The organism is Arthrobacter halodurans (genome assembly GCF_041877255.1).
GTDB classification, from domain to species: Bacteria; Actinomycetota; Actinomycetes; order Actinomycetales; family Micrococcaceae; genus Arthrobacter_N; species Arthrobacter_N halodurans.
Genome location: NZ_JBHDLJ010000005.1, coordinates 165,381 through 184,574 on the forward strand (window position 1 = coordinate 165,381; position 19,194 = coordinate 184,574).

17 protein-coding genes are annotated in these 19,194 nt (G+C 72.3%); 8 read left to right on the plus strand and 9 right to left on the minus strand.

Translation table 11 applies throughout. The features are described 5' to 3' along the window. Positions 1–21: 21 nt before the first annotated feature. From ACETWP_RS08500 to purS, 4 genes are all read right to left on the minus strand, one after another. Positions 22–399 (minus strand): hypothetical protein, encoded by a 378-nt coding sequence (locus tag ACETWP_RS08500; protein ID WP_373971799.1) that lies wholly within the window; start codon positions 397–399, stop codon positions 22–24. A gap of 111 nt (positions 400–510) precedes the next feature. Further along, entirely contained in the window at positions 511–2,811 is a 2,301-nt protein-coding gene (gene purL, locus ACETWP_RS08505; RefSeq protein ID WP_373971800.1) for a phosphoribosylformylglycinamidine synthase subunit PurL, read from the minus strand. Continuing rightward, positions 2,808–3,566, minus strand: coding sequence for a phosphoribosylformylglycinamidine synthase subunit PurQ (gene purQ, locus ACETWP_RS08510; RefSeq protein WP_373971801.1), 759 nt, complete (start codon positions 3,564–3,566; stop codon positions 2,808–2,810). Before purQ ends, purL begins: the two co-directional genes overlap by 4 nt. Beyond that, on the minus strand, positions 3,566–3,817 hold the full coding sequence (purS, locus tag ACETWP_RS08515; RefSeq protein ID WP_373971802.1) for a phosphoribosylformylglycinamidine synthase subunit PurS: 252 nt from the start codon (positions 3,815–3,817) through the stop codon (positions 3,566–3,568). The genes purQ and purS overlap by 1 nt, the downstream gene beginning before the upstream one ends. Positions 3,818–3,979: 162 nt before the next feature. Here purS and ACETWP_RS08520 point away from each other — a divergent pair, with 162 nt between their 5' ends. Beyond that, entirely contained in the window at positions 3,980–4,171 is a 192-nt protein-coding gene (locus tag ACETWP_RS08520; protein WP_373971803.1) for a hypothetical protein, read from the plus strand. A gap of 12 nt (positions 4,172–4,183) precedes the next feature. Further along, on the plus strand, positions 4,184–4,642 hold the full coding sequence (locus ACETWP_RS08525) for a YchJ family protein (RefSeq protein WP_373971804.1): 459 nt from the start codon (positions 4,184–4,186) through the stop codon (positions 4,640–4,642). Between the two features lie 9 nt (positions 4,643–4,651). Here the strand turns inward: ACETWP_RS08525 and ACETWP_RS08530 are convergent, their stop codons facing one another. The 3 genes from ACETWP_RS08530 to ACETWP_RS08540 form a co-directional block, all read right to left on the minus strand. Continuing rightward, positions 4,652–6,235: a Na+/H+ antiporter gene (locus ACETWP_RS08530; protein WP_373971805.1), complete on the minus strand. Its 1,584-nt coding sequence runs from the start codon at positions 6,233–6,235 to the stop codon at positions 4,652–4,654. Positions 6,236–6,323: 88 nt separating this feature from the next. After that, positions 6,324–6,800 carry a universal stress protein gene (locus tag ACETWP_RS08535; RefSeq protein ID WP_373971806.1) on the minus strand — a complete coding sequence of 159 codons (477 nt, stop codon included), beginning with the start codon at positions 6,798–6,800 and terminating at the stop codon, positions 6,324–6,326. 66 nt (positions 6,801–6,866) lie between these two features. After that, positions 6,867–8,357: a CitMHS family transporter gene (locus tag ACETWP_RS08540; protein WP_373971807.1), complete on the minus strand. Its 1,491-nt coding sequence runs from the start codon at positions 8,355–8,357 to the stop codon at positions 6,867–6,869. A gap of 196 nt (positions 8,358–8,553) precedes the next feature. Here ACETWP_RS08540 and ACETWP_RS08545 point away from each other — a divergent pair, with 196 nt between their 5' ends. After that, entirely contained in the window at positions 8,554–10,272 is a 1,719-nt protein-coding gene (locus ACETWP_RS08545; protein ID WP_373971808.1) for a sensor histidine kinase, read from the plus strand. Continuing rightward, entirely contained in the window at positions 10,269–10,937 is a 669-nt protein-coding gene (locus tag ACETWP_RS08550) for a response regulator (RefSeq protein WP_373971809.1), read from the plus strand. Before ACETWP_RS08545 ends, ACETWP_RS08550 begins: the two co-directional genes overlap by 4 nt. Here ACETWP_RS08550 and ACETWP_RS08555 read toward each other — a convergent pair. Together ACETWP_RS08555 and ACETWP_RS08560 are read right to left on the minus strand one after the other, a co-directional pair. Then, positions 10,934–11,422 carry an SSI family serine proteinase inhibitor gene (locus tag ACETWP_RS08555; protein ID WP_373971810.1) on the minus strand — a complete coding sequence of 163 codons (489 nt, stop codon included), beginning with the start codon at positions 11,420–11,422 and terminating at the stop codon, positions 10,934–10,936. The genes ACETWP_RS08550 and ACETWP_RS08555 overlap by 4 nt on opposite strands. Next, positions 11,419–12,348: a 3-methyladenine DNA glycosylase gene (locus ACETWP_RS08560; RefSeq protein ID WP_373971811.1), complete on the minus strand. Its 930-nt coding sequence runs from the start codon at positions 12,346–12,348 to the stop codon at positions 11,419–11,421. Before ACETWP_RS08560 ends, ACETWP_RS08555 begins: the two co-directional genes overlap by 4 nt. A gap of 227 nt (positions 12,349–12,575) precedes the next feature. On the opposite strand from ACETWP_RS08560, the gene ACETWP_RS08565 reads away from it, so the two are divergent. The 4 genes from ACETWP_RS08565 to ACETWP_RS08580 all read left to right on the plus strand — a co-directional run bounded on the left by ACETWP_RS08565 (position 12,576) and on the right by ACETWP_RS08580 (position 19,087). Further along, the gene (locus ACETWP_RS08565; RefSeq protein WP_373971812.1) at positions 12,576–15,686 is read left to right on the plus strand and encodes a S8 family serine peptidase; all 3,111 of its coding nucleotides are present in this window, start codon (positions 12,576–12,578) and stop codon (positions 15,684–15,686) included. A 156-nt stretch (positions 15,687–15,842) separates the two neighbouring features. Beyond that, a complete protein-coding gene (locus ACETWP_RS08570) occupies positions 15,843–16,604 on the plus strand; it encodes a GntR family transcriptional regulator (RefSeq protein ID WP_373971813.1) in 762 nt (253 codons plus the stop codon). A gap of 123 nt (positions 16,605–16,727) precedes the next feature. Further along, the gene (locus tag ACETWP_RS08575) at positions 16,728–18,143 is read left to right on the plus strand and encodes a heparan-alpha-glucosaminide N-acetyltransferase domain-containing protein (RefSeq protein ID WP_373971814.1); all 1,416 of its coding nucleotides are present in this window, start codon (positions 16,728–16,730) and stop codon (positions 18,141–18,143) included. Further along, positions 18,140–19,087, plus strand: coding sequence for a ketopantoate reductase family protein (locus ACETWP_RS08580; RefSeq protein WP_373971815.1), 948 nt, complete (start codon positions 18,140–18,142; stop codon positions 19,085–19,087). Before ACETWP_RS08575 ends, ACETWP_RS08580 begins: the two co-directional genes overlap by 4 nt. The last annotated feature ends 107 nt before the right edge of the window (positions 19,088–19,194 follow it).

A 19,194-nucleotide genomic window follows, 5' to 3' on the forward strand; every position in this document is an offset into this window, starting at 1 on the left:
GTGCGGGCGGCGCACACCGGGTCAGTTCCCCGCGGCGTCCGACTCCGCGATGGCGGTCTCGAGCGCCGCGCCGCGCTCGGGGCAGCCGTACGCCGCCAAGACGCGCAGGGTGTCCGCCGCGATGCCCGCGTCGCTCAGCTTCTCGCGGACGGCGACAGCGAAGTCGGTCTCCGCACCGTCGCCGCGCGCCGTCGAGGACCCGCACACCGCCGCGGTGTGCCAGTCGATGGTGTCCCGGTCCCCGGCGGCGTCTGCGGGCACGCCGGTGGCGACGAGGTCGGCCGCCAGGTCTCCGGTGACGAGCCCCTCGTCCACCGGGATCGACGGCGCGGCGGGTCCAGCGCAGGCCGACAGGGTGGCGGCGAGCAGCAGGGCCGCGAGAAGGCGTGTGATGCGCATGGCACCATCACACCAGACGTCGGCGCGCGGCGGCGGTCGACCGCGCCGCACCGACGCGCGAGGGGCGCCCCGGCGGTTGCCGGGGCGCCCCTCACCGTATCTCCGAAGCGCCTAGAAGTACTTCGGCAGCGTCGCCTCGTGGGCGGCCCGCAGCTCGGCGAGGTCCAGCGCAAACTGCCCCTGCACCTCCAGGGCGTCGGACTGCGTGTCCACGACGCCGAGGCGCACCACGGGGTAGTTGCGCGCGGTCGCCATGTCGTTGAACCGGACCTCCTCGGAGCGCGGCACCGCGACGACGGCGCGGCCCTGCGACTCGGAGAACAGCGCGGTGAACGCATCGACGCCGTCGCGCTCGCACAGGTCGTCCAGCGCGACCCGCGCGCCGACGCCGTGGCGGAGTGCCATCTCGGCGAGCGTCGCCGCCAGCCCGCCCTCGGAGAGGTCGTGCGCGGAGTCGACCATGCCGTCGCGCGACGCGTTGACCAGGATCGCGCCGAGCGTCTTCTCCGCCGCCAGGTCCACGCGCGGCGGCAGGCCGCCGAGGTGCCCGCGCAGGTTCGCGTACTCGGAGCCGTCGAGCTCGTCGCGCGTGGCGCCCAGCAGGTAGATCGCCTGGCCGTCCGCGTCGTCGCGCCAGCCCGACGGCGTGCGGCGGGCGACGTCGTCGAACTTGCCCAGCATCGCCACCACCGGGGTCGGGTGGATCGGCGTGGAGCCGGTCTGGTTGTAGAGCGAGACGTTGCCGCCGGTGACCGGGACGCCGAGCTCCATGCAGGCGTCGGAGAGGCCGCGGATGGCCTCGGCGAGCTGCCACATGACGTCGGAGTCCTCGGGGGAGCCGAAGTTCAGGCAGTCGGAGACCGCCATCGGCACGGCGCCGGAGGTGGCGACGTTGCGGTAGGACTCGGCCAGCGCCAGCTGCGCGCCGAGGTACGGGTCCAGGAACGTGTAGCGCCCGTTGGCGTCGGTGGCCAGCGCGACGCCGAGCCCGGTCTCCTCGTCCACGCGGATCACCCCGGCGTCGTCCGGAGCGGACAGCGCGGTGTTGCCGCCGACGTAGCGGTCGAACTGGTTTGTCACCCAGTCCTTGGAGCACATGTTGGGGGAGGCCATGAGCTCCAGCACGGCGGCCTTGAGCTCCTCGCCGGTGGAGGGCAGGTCGGCGCCGGCGGCCGAGGACCTGAAGGTGTCGGCCTGCAGCCGGTCCTGCCACTCGGGGCGGGCGTACGGGCGGTCGTAGACCGGTCCGTCGTGCGCCACGGTGCGCGGGTCCACGTCGACGATGACCACGCCGTCCCACTTGATGATCAGCCGGCCGGTGTCGGTGACCTCGCCGAGCCAGGAGTACTCGACGGCCCACTTGTCCATGACGGCCTCGAAGGCTTCGATGTTCTCCGGGGAGACCACCGCCATCATGCGCTCCTGGGACTCGGACATGAGGATCTCGCCCGGCGTCAGGGTGGGATCGCGCAGCAGCACGGACGTCAGCTCGACCTCCATGCCGCCGTCGCCGTTGGAGGCCAGCTCCGAGGTGGCGCAGGAGATGCCCGCGGCCCCGAGGTCCTGGATGCCCTCGACGAGCGAACCCTTGAACAGCTCGAGGCAGCACTCGATGAGCACCTTCTCGGCGAACGGGTCGCCGACCTGCACGGCCGGGCGCTTGGACGGCTTGGTGTCGTCGAAGGACTCCGAGGCGAGCACGGAAGCGCCGCCGATGCCGTCGCCGCCGGTGCGCGCGCCGAAGAGGACCACCTTGTTGCCCTTGCCCGAGGCGTTGGCCAGGCGGATGTCCTCGTGGCGCATGACGCCCACGGCCAAGGCGTTGACCAGCGGGTTGCCCTGGTAGACGGAGTCGAAGACCACCTCGCCGCCGATGTTCGGCAGGCCCAGGGAGTTGCCGTAGGCCCCGATGCCCGCCACCGCGCCGTGGATGACGCGCGCGGTGTCCGGGTGGTCGATGGCGCCGAAGCGCAGCGGGTCCATGACCGCGACCGGGCGGGCGCCCATGGAGATGATGTCGCGCACGATGCCGCCGATGCCGGTGGCCGCGCCCTGGAACGGCTCGACCATCGTCGGGGAGTTGTGCGACTCGATCTTGAAGGTGACGGCCCATCCGTCGCCCAGGTTGGTCACGCCGGCGTTCTCGCCGATGCCCACCAGCATGTCCTTCTTCATCTCTTCGGTCACCTTGTCGCCGAACTGGCGCAGGTGGTTCTTGGAGGACTTGTAGGAGCAGTGCTCGGACCACATGACGGAGTACATGGCCAGTTCCGCGGCGGTCGGGCGGCGGCCCAGGACCTTGACGACCTCGTCGAACTCGTTGCGCTTCAGGCCGAGCTCCGCCCACGGCAGCTCCGTCTCGGGCGTGGCCGCGGCGTGCTCGACCGTGTCGATGTTGAACTGCTGGCTCACTTCGTGCCTCCAACGAGGGTGGTCAGGACGCTGGTGAAGAACCCCAGCCCGTCGGTTCCGGTGTGGTCGGGGCCGTAGCCGGCCTCGACGGCGTGCTCGGGGTGCGGCATGAGCCCCACGACGTTGCCCGCGGCGTTGGAGATGCCCGCGATGTCGCGGCGCGAGCCGTTCGGGTTCCAGCCGACGTAGCGCAGTGCCACGCGCCCCTCGGCCTCGAGGGCGTCGAGGGTCTTCTCGTCCGCGACGTACTGGCCGTCCTGGTTCTTCAGGACCACCGTGATCTCCTGGCCGGCGGCGTAGGCGCCCGTCCACGCGGTGGCGTTGTTCTCCACCCGCAGCACCTGGTCCCGGCAGATGAACTTCAGGTGGTCGTTCTTGATCATCGAGCCCGGGAGCAGGTGGGACTCGGTGAGGATCTGGAAGCCGTTGCAGATGCCGAGGACCGGGAGGCGGGCCTCGGAGTTCGCGGCGTCGATGATCCGGGACATCATCGGCGCGAAGCGGGCGATCGCCCCGGCACGCAGGTAGTCGCCGTAGGAGAAGCCGCCGGGGATGACGACGGCGTCGACGTCGCCGAGCGAGGAGTCGCCGTGCCACAGCATGACGGGCTCGCCGCCGGCGAGGCGGACCGCGCGCGCCGCGTCGCGGTCGTCGAGGGTGCCGGGGAAGGTGACGACGCCGATGCGCGCGCCGGAGAGCGCGGCGCCGGGCGCGGGCGAGTAGTCGCCGATCAGGGGGAGGTCGGTGGGGGTCATTAGTCCGCGACGACCTCGACGTTGACGACGTCCTCGATGACCGGGTTGGACAGCAGTGTCGCGGCGGCGGAGCGCGCCTGCTCCAGGACCGCCTCGGTGACCTCGCCCTCGACGGTCAGCTCGAACCGCTTGCCCTGGCGGACGCCGCTGAAGGCGTCGAAGCCGAGCCGGGGGAGCGCCCCGACGATCGCCTTGCCCTGCGGGTCGAGGATTTCGGGCTTGGGCATAACATCAACAACGATCCGGGGCATCCGGGGTCTCCTGTGCGCGAGGTCTGGTTAAACGCCTGCGGAGGTGCCGTCTCACGCCGGGGGAGGATGGCGCTCCGCGAGCTTGCCCGCCCAGTCTACCGGCTTGCGGACCGCCGGATCGCGGGCGTGACGCGGGCCACCGTCCCGCCGTATGGTGTTCCCATGGCGAAGAAACCGGCGCGCTCAGAGCCCCGCGAGGGCCCCCCGTCCCTGCTGTTGCCCATCATGGCGGCCGCCGTGACGGCCGGCCTGGTCCGCCTGGTCATCCACAAGCGCGAGAGCGACCGGCGCAAGGCGCACCATCGGACCGCCCACACCAAGCACGCCGCTCCGGGGCCCCGGGCCGGCGCCTAGGCCGGCGCCGAGGTGGCGAACCGCCGCGACGCCGGACCATCGACGCCGTTAGCCCAACACGGCGGACCGCCCGCCGGGGGACCCCCGGCCGCCGGGCGCTGCCCGTGCCTCTCCGGGGAGACCTACGGCCGTTGTTGCGGCGCCTTCCACGCCGGATTCGCCGAGGGCGTCTGGCCGGCGACCGCGGAGGCCCTGATGCGCTCGCGCTTCTCCGCGTTCGCGGCCGGGCGGCCGGACTACCTCCTGGCCACGTGGCACGCGTCCACGCGGCCCGCGGGGCTTCGGCTCGACGACGGCGTGGCCTGGACGGGGCTGGAGATCCTGCGCCGCGAGGCGGGCGGCCCGTTCGACGCGGACGGCCTCGTCGAGTTCGCCGCGCACTACCGGGACGACTCCGGGCGCGGCACGCAGCGCGAGACCTCGCGCTTCGTCCGCGAGGGCGGGCGCTGGTACTACCTCGACGGGCGGTAGCCGCGGTCCCTAGTGGTGGTGGCGGGGGTCCAGGGTCACCGTGCGCAGGTCGAGCCGGCGCAGCACCCGGTCCACCGCCTCGGGGTCCACGCCGGGTTCCCGGCGGGCGGAGAGCATCTCCTGGCGGGCGGCGTTCAAGGCGTCTCGCTGCACCTCGTCCATGACCTCGAGGGTCGACTTGAGGCTGAGCATCTTCTCCGGGTCCTGCTCGAAGTCGGACTCGAGCAGGGTGTGCAGGGAGGACATGCGGCGGGCCAGCGTGTTCCGCCGCTCCGCGGGCAGGCGCGTGGCCGCCGGCGAGCGCCTCATGGCCTCCAGCGCCACCTTCTCGGCGCGGCGGGCGAGGTGGCGTTCGTTGCGCTCCGACGCCGCGTGGTCGCTGGGCAGGCGCAGGGCGCGCATCAGCCACGGGAGCGTCAGGCCGGGACCGACCAGGGTGACCATCAGGACGGCGCAGGCGCAGGCGACAATGAAGTTCCGGCCGGGCAGCGGCTCCCCGGCCAGCGTGGTGGCCGGCAGCGCGAGGGCGAGGGCCAGCGTCGCGAGGCCGCGCATCCCGCACCAGGTGAGCACCAGCACCTCCCGCGGCGAACCGGGCGTCCGGTTCCGCTTCTCCGCGCCGCCGAACCGGTAGAGCGCGAACATCCAGAGGTAGCGCACCGCCAGCACGGCGCCGCAGACGGCCGCGATGCCGGGGACGAACCCCAGGATGTCGGCGCCCTCGTCCTCGATCACGTAGCGCATCTCGATGCCCATCAGCCCGAACGCGACGCCGGTGGTCAACAGCTCCACGACGTCCCAGAAGGACGTCCTTGTCAGCCGCTCCTCGGAGTCCTGCGGGCGGGCCCGGCGGCCCAGTTCGAGCGCCGTGACGACGACGGCGACGACGCCGGAGAAGTGCAGCTCCTCGGCCAGCAGGTAGACGGCGTAGGGCGCGACGAGGGTGGAGGCGGAGCGCGCCACGAGATTCGGGACGAAGCGGTTGAGCGAGCCGACGAGCCAGGCCATGCCGAGCCCCAGGACGACGGCGCCCGCGGCGCCGACGAGGAAGCGCGGGGCTACCTCCCAGCCGACCTCTCCGCCGCTGACGGCGGCGGCCACGGCGGCCTGGAAGATGACGATCGCCATCGCGTCGTTGAACAGGCCCTCGGTCTGCAGGACGGTGATCAGGCGGCGCGGCATCTTCACCTTGCCGGCGACCGACTCGACGGCCACCGGGTCCGGCGGCGCGACGATGGCCCCGAGCGCGATGGCGGCGGGGAGCCCCAGCGCGGGGACCATCAGCCAGGAGATGCCGGCGACGACGGCGACCGTGACGACGATGAGCGCCACGGCCAGCAGCACCAGCGAGCGCCACCGGAGGCGGAACACCGACCAGGAGCTGCGCTGCGCCGCCGCGTAGAGCAGCGGCGGGAGGAAGAGGGGAAGGATGAGCTCCGGGTCGATGTGGACCTCGGGCAGGAAGGGCAGGAACGCGACCAGGGCGGAGAAGACCAGCATGAGCACGGGGTAGGGGAGGCGGATGCGCTCGCCGATCCCCGCGAGCAGCACCGTCCCCAGCAGCAGCCCCACCAGCAGTATCAAAAATTCCATGGGCTCCCCCTTCTGGGGACATGGTCCCACGGCGACGCCGGCACCGCCTCGGCGGTGCCGGCGTGTGACCCGGCGCGACCCGTCGGGGCTACTTGACGGCGAGCACGGGGCAGGGGGCCTCGAGGATCAGCTGCTGGGCCACCGAACCCAGGAACAGCTTCATCATCGGGGAGCGCTTGCGCACGGAGATCGCCAGCAGCTGCGCCCGCGTCGCCTCCACGAGCGCCAGCACCTGGTCCACGGGTTCGGCGGAGGCGCCGTAGACGCGGTACTCGATCCCGGCCTCCTCGAGCTGCCGGGCGATCTCGCGGGCCTCCGCCGACTCCCCGCGCCCAGGGGTCGCCGACTGGTCCGTCACGAAGGACACCACGTGGAGGGCGGCGGGCTGGTCGCGCGTCCCGCGGAACACGGCCTCGCACACGGCCTCGTCGAGGACCGCGTGCCCCGGGTCGCCGCGCAGCGACGCGACGACAATCGCGGACGGGGCCGCGTCGACGCCGGGCGACTCGGCGACGACGTGCGCGCGGGGCGACGGGGACTCGGTGGTGGTGTAGAGGTTTGACACGGTGCGTCTTCCTGTTCCCGCGGCGTCGTGGGCCGCGCTGGTGGGTGGTGGTGCGGCGTCGGGTCTCTAGCCGAAGCCGATGGCGCCGACCAGCACGCCCGTGGCGAGCATGACCAGCGAGACGATCAGCGCGCGCCAGAGCACCTTCTTGTGGTGGTCGCCCAGGTCGACGCCGGCGAGCGAGACGAGCAGCAGGATCGCGGGGACCAGCGGGGACTGCATGTGCACGGGCTGGCCCGTGATGGAGGCGCGCGCCATGTCCACGGCGGGGATGCCGTAGTGGGCGCCCGTCTCGGTCAGGACCGGCAGGATCCCGAAGTAGAACGCGTCGTTGCTCATGAAGAACGTGGCGGGGATGCTGATCAGCCCCGTGATGACGGCCAGGTAGGGGCCCATGCTGTCGGGGATCACCGCGACCAGCCACTGCGACATCGCGTCGACCATCCCGGTGCCGGAGAGGACCCCGGTCAGCACGGCAGCGGCCAGCACCATGGAGACCACGGCGATCACGGAGGACGAGTGCGAGGTGAGCATCTTCGCCTGGTCGGAGACCCGGGGGAAGTTCACGACCAGCGCGATGGCGGATCCGACCATGAACAGGTACGGCAGGGGCAGCACGTCGAGAACCAGCAGGACCATGATTGCGACCGTCATGGACAGGTTGAACCAGAACAGCTTGGGGCGCAGGGTCGGGCGGTTCGGGTCCAGCACGGTGTCGGCGAGCCCGTCCAGGGACGGGGCGTCGTCGTCGCGTTCGAGGACGGCGACGCCGCCCGACGGCTCGCGCAGGGCGCCGCCCGGCGCGGGCCGGGAGCCCGCGGCGCCCGGCCCGGGCCGGGTGCCGGAGACGCCGCTGGACGCGGTGGTTCCGCCATCCGCCGCCGTCCCGTCGGCGCGCTTGCCGCCGCGGCGGTTCTCGGCGCCCCAGCGCAGCGGGTCCTCGCGCTGCAGGCGGCGGCGCTCGGAGACGCCGAGCAGCCACGCGAAGGCCAGGACGAACGCCAGGCCAACCGCCAGGGCGGGGATCATGGGGACGAAGACGTCGGACGCGTCGACGCCGAGGGCCGCGGCCGCGCGGGCGGTCGGGCCGCCCCACGGGACGATGTTCAGGGTGCCGTTGGTCAGGCCGGCGACGCAGGTCAGCACCACGGGGCTCAGGCCCAGCCGCTGGTAGACCGGCAGCAGGGCGGCGGTGACCACGATGAAGGTGGTGGAGCCGTCGCCGTCCAGCGAGATGATGCCGGTGAGGATCGCCGTGCCCAGGACGACCTTTGCGGGGTCGTGGCCGACGAGCCGCACGATCCCGGCGACGAGCTTGTCGAACAGCCCGACGTCGATCATGAGGCCGAAGTAGATGATGGCGAACATGAGCAGGGCGGCCGTGGAGGACATGTCCGCGATCGACTCGAGGACCATGTCCCCGATGCCCAGCCCGGCCCCGGCGAACAGGCCGAAGACGGTGGGGACGATGATGAGCGCCAGCAGTGGCGTGAGGCGTTTGGTCATGATGAGCGCCATGAAGGTGGCGACCATCGCGAATCCAAGGATGACCAGCATGGGTGTTCTCCTCGACGTTGAGGTCCGGGGATGGACGGGGTGTGTGGCGCGGGGCACAGTGGCCTGTGACCCACGACGCCGTGACGCACCACGCTACGGACGCTGCCCGGCGGGGGCGCGTTTGTGATTGCTTCGCCCGAATCTGCCCATTGCGCTGTTTAAGTGCATTCTGCTCACCGGGAACTAGACTGTGGGGGTGAAGACCAGCCGGCGCCCGGGATCGTTCGTCCGCCGCCTGATGGCGCTGCAGTTCGGACTGGTCGCCGTCGTGATCGGCCTGTGCGTCGCCGCGGCCGCCTGGCAGGCGACCGCCCGCGTGCACGACCACGCGGAACGGGAGGCGCTCGCCATCGCGCGGACGGTCGCGGCGGACGACGGGCTGCGCCGGGCCGTCGCGGACCAGGCGCAGTTGGAGGACCTGGACGAGGAGGCGCTGCGCGCCGGGCCCCTCCAGGCGGGCGCGGAGGACGTCCGGTCCGCCACGGGAGCGCTGTTCGTGGTGGTCACGGAGGACCGGGGCTACCGGCTCTCGCACCCGAACCCGGCGGAGATCGGGCGGCTGGTGAGCACGGACCCGGCGGCCCTCGGCGGCGAGGAGTCGGTGTCCCTCGAGCGCGGGACCCTGGGCGAATCCGTCCGCGCGAAGGTGCCCGTGTTCGCGCCCGGAGCCGGGCCCGACGCCGGGCCTGGGGCCGGTCCGGCGCCCGCCGTCGTCGGGGAGGTCAGCCTGGGGCTGGCCGTGGACCGGGTGTCCGGCGAGGTCCGCGCGGCGGTGCTTCCCGTCCTCGGCGTCGGGGCCGGCGCGCTCCTGCTCGGGGCGCTCGGCACCGCGGCGCTGGTGCGCCGGCTGCGGCGGCTGACCCTGGGGCTGGAGCCGGAGGACATGTCCCAGCTGCTCCGGGACCAGGAGGCCGTGCTCTACGGGGTCGACGACGGCGTCATCGGGATCGGCCCGGATCACCGGATCAGCGTGCGCAACCGGGCGGCGCGGGAGCTGCTGGGCGTGCCGCGGCGGACCGAGCCCGGGGACATCGTGGGGCGGGACTACCGCGACGCCGGGTTGCCGGCGGGCCTGGTCCGCGCCATCGCCGACCGCGTGCCCGGGCCGCTGAGGCTGCCGCTGGGGGACCACGTGGTGGTGGCGCGCGTGCGCGAGGTGCGCCGCGGCGGCAGCGAGCTGGGCGTCGTCGTCATGTTGCGCGACCTGACGGCCATGGAGAGCCTGGGGACGAAGCTGGACGCGGTCGAGGCGATGGCCGGCGCCCTGCGGGTGCAGCGCCACGAGTTCGCCAACCGCCTGCACACGCTCTCGGGGCTGCTGGAGAACGGGGCCGTCGACGACGCCCGCTCCTACCTCGGCGAGGTCATTACCGCCGGCCCGGTCCGCGAGCCTGTCGAGAACCTCGCCGCGGTCCACGACACCTACCTCCGGGCGTTCCTCGGCGCGAAGGGCGTCCAGGCCCACGAACGCGGGGTCGCCCTGCGCGTGGGCGAGGGGACGGCGCTGTTCGGCCGGGTCGCGGACGCCCAGGACGTGACGGCCGTCCTGGGCAACCTCGTGGACAACGCGGTCACCGCCGCGGTCGCGGCCGTGGGCCCGGAGGACGCGGCGGCGGGACCGCCCTGGGTCGAGGTGGATCTGCTCAGCGAGGGCGGGACGCTGCACGTCGCCGTCGCCGATTCCGGCGGCGGGGTGCCCGAGGGCCTGGACGTCTTCGCGGACGGGGCCACGACGGCGCTTCGCGGAGGCGACGCGGCGCACGGCCACGGAGTGGGCCTCACGCTCGCGCGGCGGCTCGCCCGGCAGCGCGGCGGCGACGTCTGGCTGGCCGACCCGGGGAGGCCCCCCGGCCTGGGGGCCGTGTTCTGCGCGCGGCTCCCGCAAGTCCTGACGACCGACGAGGAGAGACGATGACGGCGGCGCACCCCGGAGACCTCAAGGTCCTGATCGTGGACGACGACTTCCATGTCGCAGCGCTCCACGCGGGCTACGTCGACGCCGTGCCGGGCTTCACGGCGCTGCCTCCGGTGCACGACGCGCGGCTGGTCCCGCTGCGTGTGGCCGAGTTGCGCCCGGACCTGGTGCTGCTGGACGTCTACCTGCCGCAGGGCTCCGGGCTGGACCTGCTGCGCGAGATCGATGTGGACGCGATGGTCCTCAGCGCCGCCGCGGAGCCGGCGACGGTGCTCACCGCCCTGCGGCGCGGCGCGCTGGCCTACCTCGTGAAGCCGTTCGACCCGAAGCTGCTCGGGCTCAAGCTCCGCGCCTACGCCCGCTACCGGCGCGTGCTGGCGTCCGGGCCCACGCTGGACCAGGGTGAGATCGACAAGGCCCTGAAGGCGCTCTTCGCCGGGGAGGACCCGGCCACGGCGTCCGGGGCCGCGACCGAGCAGTCGGTGCTCCAGGCCGTCGCCGCGGCCCGGGGCGAGGTCACGGTGGTGGAGGTGGCGGAGGTCGTGGGCATCTCCCGGGCCACGGCCCAGCGTTACCTGGCCCAGCTGGCCCAGGCGGGCCACCTGCGGCTGAACCTGCGCTACGGCAGCCGCGGCCGGCCGGAACACCGCTACACGGCGGGCTAGACGCCGCCCGCGCTGCCGGGGCCGATCAGCGCCTCCGAGGCGCGCCACTCGGAGATCTGGCAGCCGTCGCGCAGCGAGAACGTCTTCAGCACGCGCCGGCCGTCGAGGGTTCCCTCGACGACGGCCACCTGCGGGCCGCCGTATTGCTGCGTGCACATCCGGTTCTTCGCCGGAACGGCCGTGAGCACGCGCTGGCCCGTCCCGCTCAGGAACGCGCAGGCCGCCTCCGGGTTGGGGTGGTCGGTGCCGTCCGCCGGGACCCCGTCGACGCACACCAGCCGGTATTCCGCGTCCACGGTCTCCCCGTCCGGCCGCAGCGACACCCGCAGATCGGCGCCGGGTGCGGACGTGGCGGGTTCGTCGGTCATCGTGGACTCCTCGGAGGGGGTGGTCGGGACGCAGGCGGCGAGCGCCAGGCAGGCGGCGGCGAACCACGCCGCGGCCAGGACCGCGGCGGGCCGCCGGGTCTTCCGGGGCCCGGTCATGGTCTTGTCCCGCCCGCGTCGCCGATCGCCTCGGCGGCCGCCAGGAGCCGCGCGCGCAGCGCCTGGGAGCGTTCGGCGAAGCCCCGCTGGAACTCGACGTAGCGGGCTTTCCCGGCCGGCGTCTCGATCCGGATGGGCTCGTGGCCCCACGCGGCGAGGTCGTACGGGGATGCCTGCATGTCCATGATTCGAATGTCCCACGCCAGCTCGAAACAGTCCATCACCAGTTCGCTGGGAATCGCCGGCGAGAGCTTGTAGGCCCACTTGTAGAGGTCCATGTTGGCGTGCAGGCAGCCGGGCTGCTCCAGGTCCCGCTGCGTCTCGCGCGTGGGGCGGAGCTCGTTGAGGGGCGTGGCCTGGGGCGTGTAGAAGCGGAAGGCGTCGAAGTGCGTGCAGCGGATCCGGTTCCGTTCGACCACTTCGTCCGTGCCCTCCGCGCCGAGGCGCAGGGGGAGGTATTCGTGGCGGATCCCGTTCTCCTCCGAGCGGTAGGCCATGGCCCACTCGTGGAGCCCGAAACAGGAGAACTGCGCCGGGCGCAGGGCGGTGCCCGCGAGGATGGTCCGGGCGAACGCGACGGCGTCGGCGCGCGCCGCCGCGAAGGCCGCGGTGTCCAGCTCCACGCCGGTTCCCGCGCCGCCGTCGTGGCCGGCCGCGCGGTAGAACTTCCACCCGAGCCGCTCCCCGGCGGAGGATCCGGCGAGCACAACGCCCGGTCCGGGGTGCCACCGCCGCAACTGGCCGGGCTTCTGCGTGTAGTAGGTGAACAGGAAATCCTCGACGGGATGCTTCGTGCCCGCCATGCGCCGCGCCACGAAGGGCGCCGCGAAGCGCTCCACACGCGTCCGGTGGTTCTCGGCACGGGGCATCCACTCCTCGGGCCGGAGGACGACCGTTGCCGTCGCCGGAGTCGTCGACGCGCTCATGCCTCCATTATCCCGCCGCGCGACCTGTCCGCGCACCGGCCCGCGGCCATCGCCGTGTGACGTTGTGGAAATTGGACCAAAAGTGTCAAGAAGTCATTTCATTTCCGGTGACATTGCGATAGGTTCCTTTCATATCCCCCGCGTGTGAGTTGGGTCACCGTGGTAAGCCGCGGGGGATGGCGTTCCCACCGAACGCGTTGCCACCGCACCCACGAAAGGTACTTCTCATGAATCACGTCTCAGGCCAGGGGGGACGGCTGCCCAAGTGGCGCGCCGTCACCGCGGTGGCCATGGGCCTGCCGCTGCTGGTCACGATGGGCCTCGGAGCCCAACAGGCCGTCGGCGCCCCCCTCACCGATACCGTCGAGAGCGCGCCCCCGGCGCTCGAGTCCTTCAAGGACGGCAACTACATCGTTCTGCTCAAGGCCGATCCGGTCGCCAGCTACGACGGCGGTGTCGCCGGCATCGCGGCGACGAAGCCGGCCAAGGGCAAGAAGCTGGACATGCGCGCGCCGAACGTCAAGGCCTACGAGGCGCACCTGAAGAAGCGCCAGAAGGCCGTCGCGGCCACCCAGAGCGTGTCCGCGGAGCGCACCTTCACCACCGCGGTCAACGGGTTCCAGGCGGATCTCACGGCCGAGCAGGCCGCGGAACTCGCGAAGGACAAGAACGTCCTGTCCGTCTCCGAGAACGTCCAGTACGCGCCGGACTACTCGTCCACCGATTTCCTGGAGCTCCGCGGCAAGGGCGGCACGTGGGACACCACCTACGGCGGCGAAGGATTCGCCGGCAAGGGCGTCGTCGTCGGCGTCATCGACACCGGCTACGAGCCCGGCAACGCGTTCCTCGCGGGCGCGCCCGTCAGGCCCCTGGCGCCGGGCGCCAGCCCGGCCGTCGGTGTGCCGTATCGCGCCGCGGACGGCCAGATCGCCATGCTCAAGTCCGACGGCACCACCTTCAAGGGCGAATGCCAGGTCGGCGAGGACTTCGACGGCTCCCTGTGCAACGACAAGGTGGTCTCCGCCCGCTACTTCGCGGACGACTTCACGACGTACGTCCCCGAGGCCAACCGTGCCGAGGAGGAAGTCATCTCCCCGGTCGACATCGGAAGCCACGGCACGCATACGGCCTCGACCGCCGCGGGAAACAACAACGTCAAGCAGGTCGTCGACGGCCGCGACTTCGGGTCCGGCTCCGGCGTCGCGCCCTCGGCCAAGGTCTCCGTCTACAAGGTCTGCTGGGAGGACAAGGACCCGAACACGGGCGGCTGCTACAGCTCCGCGTCCGTCCAGGCCATCGAGGCGGCCATCGTCGACGGCGTCGACGTGCTGAACTACTCGATCTCCGGCAACAACAACAGCTTCGTCGACCCGGTCGCCATGGCCTTCAAGAACGCCGCCGCCGCCGGCGTCTTCGTCGCCGCCTCGGCCGGCAACTCCGGCCCCACCGTGAGCACCGTCAACCACGCCTCGCCGTGGCTGACCACCGTCGCCGCCGCCACGTTCACCAGCGGGCTGAACGGCACCGTCGAGATGGAGGACGGCACCAAGTACCGCGGCGTCTCGATCGCCCCGCGCGAGGTCGAGCAGACCGAGCTGGTGCTCGCGGCCGACGCCGCGCTCGCCGGCGCCGCCAAGGCGAACCTCTGCCTGCCCGGCACCATCGACCCCGCGAAGGCCGACGGCAAGATCGTCGTCTGCGACCGCGGCGAGAACGCCCGCGCCGAGAAGTCGACGGTGGTCGGCGACGCCGGCGCCGTGGGCATGGTGCTCGTGAATGTCACGGCGGGATCCGAGGACTCCGACATGCACGCAGTCCCGACCGTGCACATCACCGGCACGGAGATCAAGGACCAGATCGCCGCCAACCCCGGCATCACGGCGGCCCTGCGCAACACGGACACCACCGACCTGCCGGCGACCACGTTCCCGCAGATCGCCGCGTTCTCCTCGCGCGGTCCCAGCCTGGCCGCGAATTCGGACCTGCTCAAGCCCGACGTCGCCGCCCCGGGGGTCAACGTGCTGGCCGGCGTCGTGCCCGCCGCCTATGCGGGCAACAACTACGGCTTCATGTCCGGAACCTCCATGTCCGCGCCGCACGTCGCCGGCTTCGGCGCGCTGATGCTGGGCAAGAACCCGCTGTGGTCCCCGGCCGCGGTGAAGTCCGCCATGATGACCACGGCCAACGACGCGGTGACCGCCGACGGCTCCGCCGACACGGACAACTTCGCCACGGGCGCCGGCATGGTCGACCCGAAGGCCATGGCCAACCCCGGCCTGGTCTACGACCACGACGTCGAGGACTGGAACGCGCTGATCAACGGCGAGATCCAGGCCCGCGACATGAACGTCGCGTCCTACGCCCTCGGCGGGCTCGCCGGCGAGATCACGGTGACCCGCAGCGTCACCGCCCTGGTGCCGGGCAAGTACACGGCGTCCGCGAACGTGCCGGGCGTCGACGTCAAGGTCACGCCGTCCAAGCTGACGTTCAAGCCGGGCGAGACCAAGAGCTTCAAGGTCACGTTCAGGAACGCCACCGCAGCGGCGGAGAAGTTCACGCACGGTTCCCTCACCTGGGACTTCGCGGGCAAGGGCCGGGGCATCTCGGTCACCAGCCCGGTGTCCGTCCGTCCGGTGACCGTGGTCGCCCCGAGCGTCGCCACGTTCTCCGGCGGCGCCGCGGGCTCCGGCTCCATCGAGGTGCTCGGCGGCGTGGACAAGACGGTGGACCTCTCCGTCGACGGCCTCGCCAAGGCGGACGGCACCGTGATCGAGAAGGTCCCGGGCCTGCCCCTGGTCCTGGGCTCGAACGCCTCCACGGGCTTCAAGCCTGTCACCGTCCCGGCCGGCGCCACCAGCGCCACGTTCGCGGTGAACGCCGACGACCAGGCCGACGACTGGGACCTGGCCCTGTACAACGCCCAGACGGGAGCGGTCCTGCAGGCAGCGACGGCCTCGGCGTCCGAGCAGATCGTGCTGAAGAACCCGGCGCCCGGGCAGTACTACATCATCGGCAACCTGTATGCGACGAACGACGGCGGGCCGGCCACGGCGTCGCTGGACTTCGTCGCCCTCCAGGGAGACGCCGGGAACCTCACGGTCACCCCGGATCCGCTGGCGCTGACGAACGGCGGCACAAGCACCATCGACGCCGCCTGGTCGGGCCTGTCGACCGGGACCTACTTCGGTTCCGTCGTCCTCGGCGAGACCGGGAAGGCGATCGCCGTGCAGGTCAACGTCGGGACGTCGGCGGCTCCGGCCGCCGAACCGCTGGTCGTGACGGGTGAGGACTTCGCGAAGTTGCCGAAGTCGACGATGGAGAACGCCTTCGGCAAGTAGCCATCCGGTGCCCCTCACGGCGCCTGGGGGAGGCCCCGACCGGTCCGCCGGTCGGGGCCTTTCCGTGGTGCGGAGGAGGACTCCCTTGTAGGATTGTCTGCATCAGGACAACATCGACGCCGCCCCCACGGGACGGCCGGAACCGGAAGACCGAACATGCCCGCGCGCAGCCCCTTGGAACCCCTCCGGCAGGAGTCCACGCCCGAGATCATCGCCCGGAAACTCCGCGCGGCCATCGGCGACGGGGAGTTCAGGCCGGGCGAGCAGCTCGGTGAGGCGGAACTGGCGCGGCAGCTCGGCGTCAGCCGCGGCCCGCTGCGCGAGGCGATGCAGCGGCTCGCGCAGGAGGGCCTGCTGACCAGCATCCGCAACCGGGGGCTCTTCGTCGTGCAGCCGACCGCGGAGGACGTGTCCGACATCTATCTGGCCCGCACCGCGGTGGAGCGGTCGGCGTGCCTGAAGATCATCGAACTCGAGGCCCGGCACCGCGAGGTCGGGGAGGCGCTGCTGGGCATCGTGGACCGCATGGAGGCCCTGGCGGCGGAGGGGAACGCCACCGCGCGGAACCTCACGGGGCTGGACATCGAATTCCACGAGACGCTCGTCCGCCTGGCGGACAGCCCCCGGCTCTCCCGCATGCACCGCACGCTGGTCACGGAGACGCGCATCTGCCTGTCGGCGCTCGAGGACACGGGCTACTCGCCCGGGGACCGCGTCGCCGAGCACCGCGCCATCGCCCGGGCGATGATCGACGCCGACGTGCCCCTGCTCCACCGGCTCTTGGCCCGGCACATGGACGGCGCGGTCGCGCAGATCTCGGCCACGATGTCCGCGGCGCGCGCCGGCGCCGGACGGGAGACCGCGGCCGGGAAGACACCCGCCGGGGGGCGGAAAACCGCCGCCGCGACCGCGGGCTGACCCGTCATCGGGGGCCTCGCGCGCGCCCGATAACGGATCAGTGACGGGGCGGTAACGCCGGAGTTAGAAAATCGCTGTCGGGGGCCGAGCAGAAAGCCACCGAGACGATTCCCGAGGTCCGCGATGAGAGGTTCAAGGCCCGCTCCGGCGTCCTCTCCACAACTCCCGCCGTCGCCCGCGGCGTCCCCGCGGGTTCCTTCGGCTCCGTCGTCGCGGCGCGCGATCGGCGTCGACGTGGCCCGCGCCGTGGCGCTGATCGGCATGATCTCCGTCCACGTCTTCCCGGAGAGCAACGACGAGGATGTGATGACCTTGGCCTTCGCCGTCTTCGGGGGCAGGGCCGCCGCCCTGTTCGCGGTGCTGGCCGGGGTGTCCATCGCCTTCGTGGAGAAGCGGTCCCGCGGCCAGCTGTACGGCCGGACCCTGGCGGCCGACCGGGCGGCGCTGGTGGTCCGCGGGCTGCTGATCATCCTGGTCGGCCTCCTGCTGGGGCACGCGGACAGCACGATCGTCACGATCATCCCCTACTTCGGCGTCCTGTTCCTCCTGGCCGTGCCGTTCTACGGCCGTTCGTCCCGTTTCCTGCTGATCTCGGCACCGCTGTTCGCCGTCCTCGGGCCGGTCCTCCGCCATGTGCTGGGCGGCACCGCCCCCGAGCAACTGGATCCGGAGGCCGACTACACGCTGAGCACGGCCTTCGGGCAACCGGTGCCCTTCGCCGTCGACATGTTGCTGACCGGCTACTATCCGGCGCTGATGTGGATGGCCTACATCTGCGTGGGCATGGTCATCGGCCGCCAGATGCTCACCTCCGTGAAGGTCGCGCTGGCGCTGGTGGGCTGGGGAACGGCGCTGGCGGCCGCGATGTGGGTGCTCTCGAAGGTCCTCCTGGGACCCGCCGGGGGAATGGAGCGGCTGGTCGCAGCGACTCCGGAATACACGCGCGCGGAAATCGCCGGGCAGCTGGCCTACGGGCCGGACGGGGTGACGATGCCGGACACCACGTGGTGGTGGCTGGCGGCCGTCTCGCCCTACTCCAGCACGCCGCTGAACATCCTGCACAACCTGGGCGCGGCCGTGGCCGCCCTCGGGATCATGCTGCTGCTGACGCGCCGCGGAGGCGCGGTGTTCTCGCCCTTCGCGGCGATCGGGGCGATGACCCTGACGCTCTACTCGGCCCACGTCATCGTGGAGTCCCTCGAGGTGCTGGACGAGGACAAGCCCATGGTCTCGCTGTGGATCCAGGTCATCTCCTTCATGCTGTTCGCGCTCATGTGGCGCAGCTGCATGGGCCGCGGACCGCTCGAGACGATCGTCTCGGACGCCAGCGACTGGGTCCGCACGCGGATCCGCACGCCCCGGGAGCGCCCCCGGGCGCCACGCGAAGCCCCCGGGGCGAGGTGGCGCCCCGGCCGACGACGTCGCGCCGGGTCCGGTCGCGCCGCCGCCAGCACGGCCGGGTCCCGGCGTGCCGCATCCGGTCCCGCCCGTTCCAGCCCTGCCACACCCACCCCCGATCCAGAGGAGAAACGGCCATGAGAACGTTGATAGTCGGCGCCGGGGCCACCGGCGGATACTTCGGGACGCGCTTGGCCCAGGCCGGTCGGGACGTGACCTTCCTGGTCCATCCGCACCGGGCGGAGCAACTCCGCGCGGGACTGCGGGTCCACGGTCCCGGGTACGACGAGACGGTGCCCGTCCGGACCGCCACGGCCGACCGGCTGGAGGGCCCCTACGACCTGGTGCTGCTGATGGTCAAGGCGTGGTCGCTGGACTCAGCGCTGGAGGACATCGCGCCGGCGGTCGGCCCAGACACGACGATCCTGCCGCTACTCAACGGCATGGCCCACCTGGAGCGGCTCAACCGGCGGTTCGGCGAGGACGCGGTCCTGGGCGGGATCGTCCGCGTCGTCTGCGCCGTCCAGCCCGACGGCGCGGTCCTCCAGATGAAGCCGCACGCCTCGCTGACTTTCGGCGCGCAGGACCGGCGCCCGACGGAGCGGGTCGCGCGCGTTGGCCAGGAGCTGGCGGCGCCCGGCTTCCGCCTGTCCGTAGCGGACAACATCATGGCGTCCATGTGGCACAAGTGGGCCTTCATCACGGCGGGGGGAACCATCACCTGCCTCATGCGCGGCGCGATCGGGCACGTGATCGCCGCCCCGGGCGGCAAGGAGTTCATCCTGGACGTCATCGACGAGACCGAGCGGGTGGCCGCGGCGGCCGGCTACGCGCCCTCGGCGGCCGCGCACGCCGCGAGCCTGGAGATGTTCACCGAGGAGGGCTCGGTCTTCACCTCGTCCCTCTACCGCGACGTGCTCGCCGGCCGGCACCACGAGGGCGAGCACCTCCTCGGCGAGTACGTGGCCGTCGCCGAGCGGGTGGGGATGGAGGTCCCGCTGACCCGGCTGGCCCTGGCCCAGCTGCGGGTCCACGACCTGGCCCGGCTTGATCAGGCCGGGCCCGATCGGGCCAGGCTCGGATAGCCTGGCCCGGCCCGGGCGGGCCCGACCCGACCCGACCCGACCCGACCCGACCCGGCGTGATCAGGCCGGACCCGGTCGCCGCACGGTCCCCGCACGGGCGACGGCGG

What these genes read in the sequence shown, in the direction of transcription:
- ACETWP_RS08500 (WP_373971799.1), bottom strand. Translation starts at nt 399, where the DNA reads ATGCGCATCACACGCCTTCTCGCGGCCCTGCTGCTCGCCGCCACCCTG.
- purQ (WP_373971801.1), bottom strand. Translation starts at nt 3,566, where the DNA reads ATGACCCCCACCGACCTCCCCCTGATCGGCGACTACTCGCCCGCGCCC.
- purS (WP_373971802.1), bottom strand. Translation starts at nt 3,817, where the DNA reads ATGCCCCGGATCGTTGTTGATGTTATGCCCAAGCCCGAAATCCTCGAC.
- ACETWP_RS08520 (WP_373971803.1), top strand. Translation starts at nt 3,980, where the DNA reads ATGGCGAAGAAACCGGCGCGCTCAGAGCCCCGCGAGGGCCCCCCGTCC.
- ACETWP_RS08530 (WP_373971805.1), bottom strand. Translation starts at nt 6,235, where the DNA reads ATGGAATTTTTGATACTGCTGGTGGGGCTGCTGCTGGGGACGGTGCTG.
- ACETWP_RS08540 (WP_373971807.1), bottom strand. Translation starts at nt 8,357, where the DNA reads ATGCTGGTCATCCTTGGATTCGCGATGGTCGCCACCTTCATGGCGCTC.
- ACETWP_RS08550 (WP_373971809.1), top strand. Translation starts at nt 10,269, where the DNA reads ATGACGGCGGCGCACCCCGGAGACCTCAAGGTCCTGATCGTGGACGAC.
- ACETWP_RS08555 (WP_373971810.1), bottom strand. Translation starts at nt 11,422, where the DNA reads ATGACCGGGCCCCGGAAGACCCGGCGGCCCGCCGCGGTCCTGGCCGCG.
- ACETWP_RS08560 (WP_373971811.1), bottom strand. Translation starts at nt 12,348, where the DNA reads ATGAGCGCGTCGACGACTCCGGCGACGGCAACGGTCGTCCTCCGGCCC.
- ACETWP_RS08565 (WP_373971812.1), top strand. Translation starts at nt 12,576, where the DNA reads ATGAATCACGTCTCAGGCCAGGGGGGACGGCTGCCCAAGTGGCGCGCC.
- ACETWP_RS08570 (WP_373971813.1), top strand. Translation starts at nt 15,843, where the DNA reads ATGCCCGCGCGCAGCCCCTTGGAACCCCTCCGGCAGGAGTCCACGCCC.
- ACETWP_RS08575 (WP_373971814.1), top strand. Translation starts at nt 16,728, where the DNA reads ATGAGAGGTTCAAGGCCCGCTCCGGCGTCCTCTCCACAACTCCCGCCG.
- ACETWP_RS08580 (WP_373971815.1), top strand. Translation starts at nt 18,140, where the DNA reads ATGAGAACGTTGATAGTCGGCGCCGGGGCCACCGGCGGATACTTCGGG.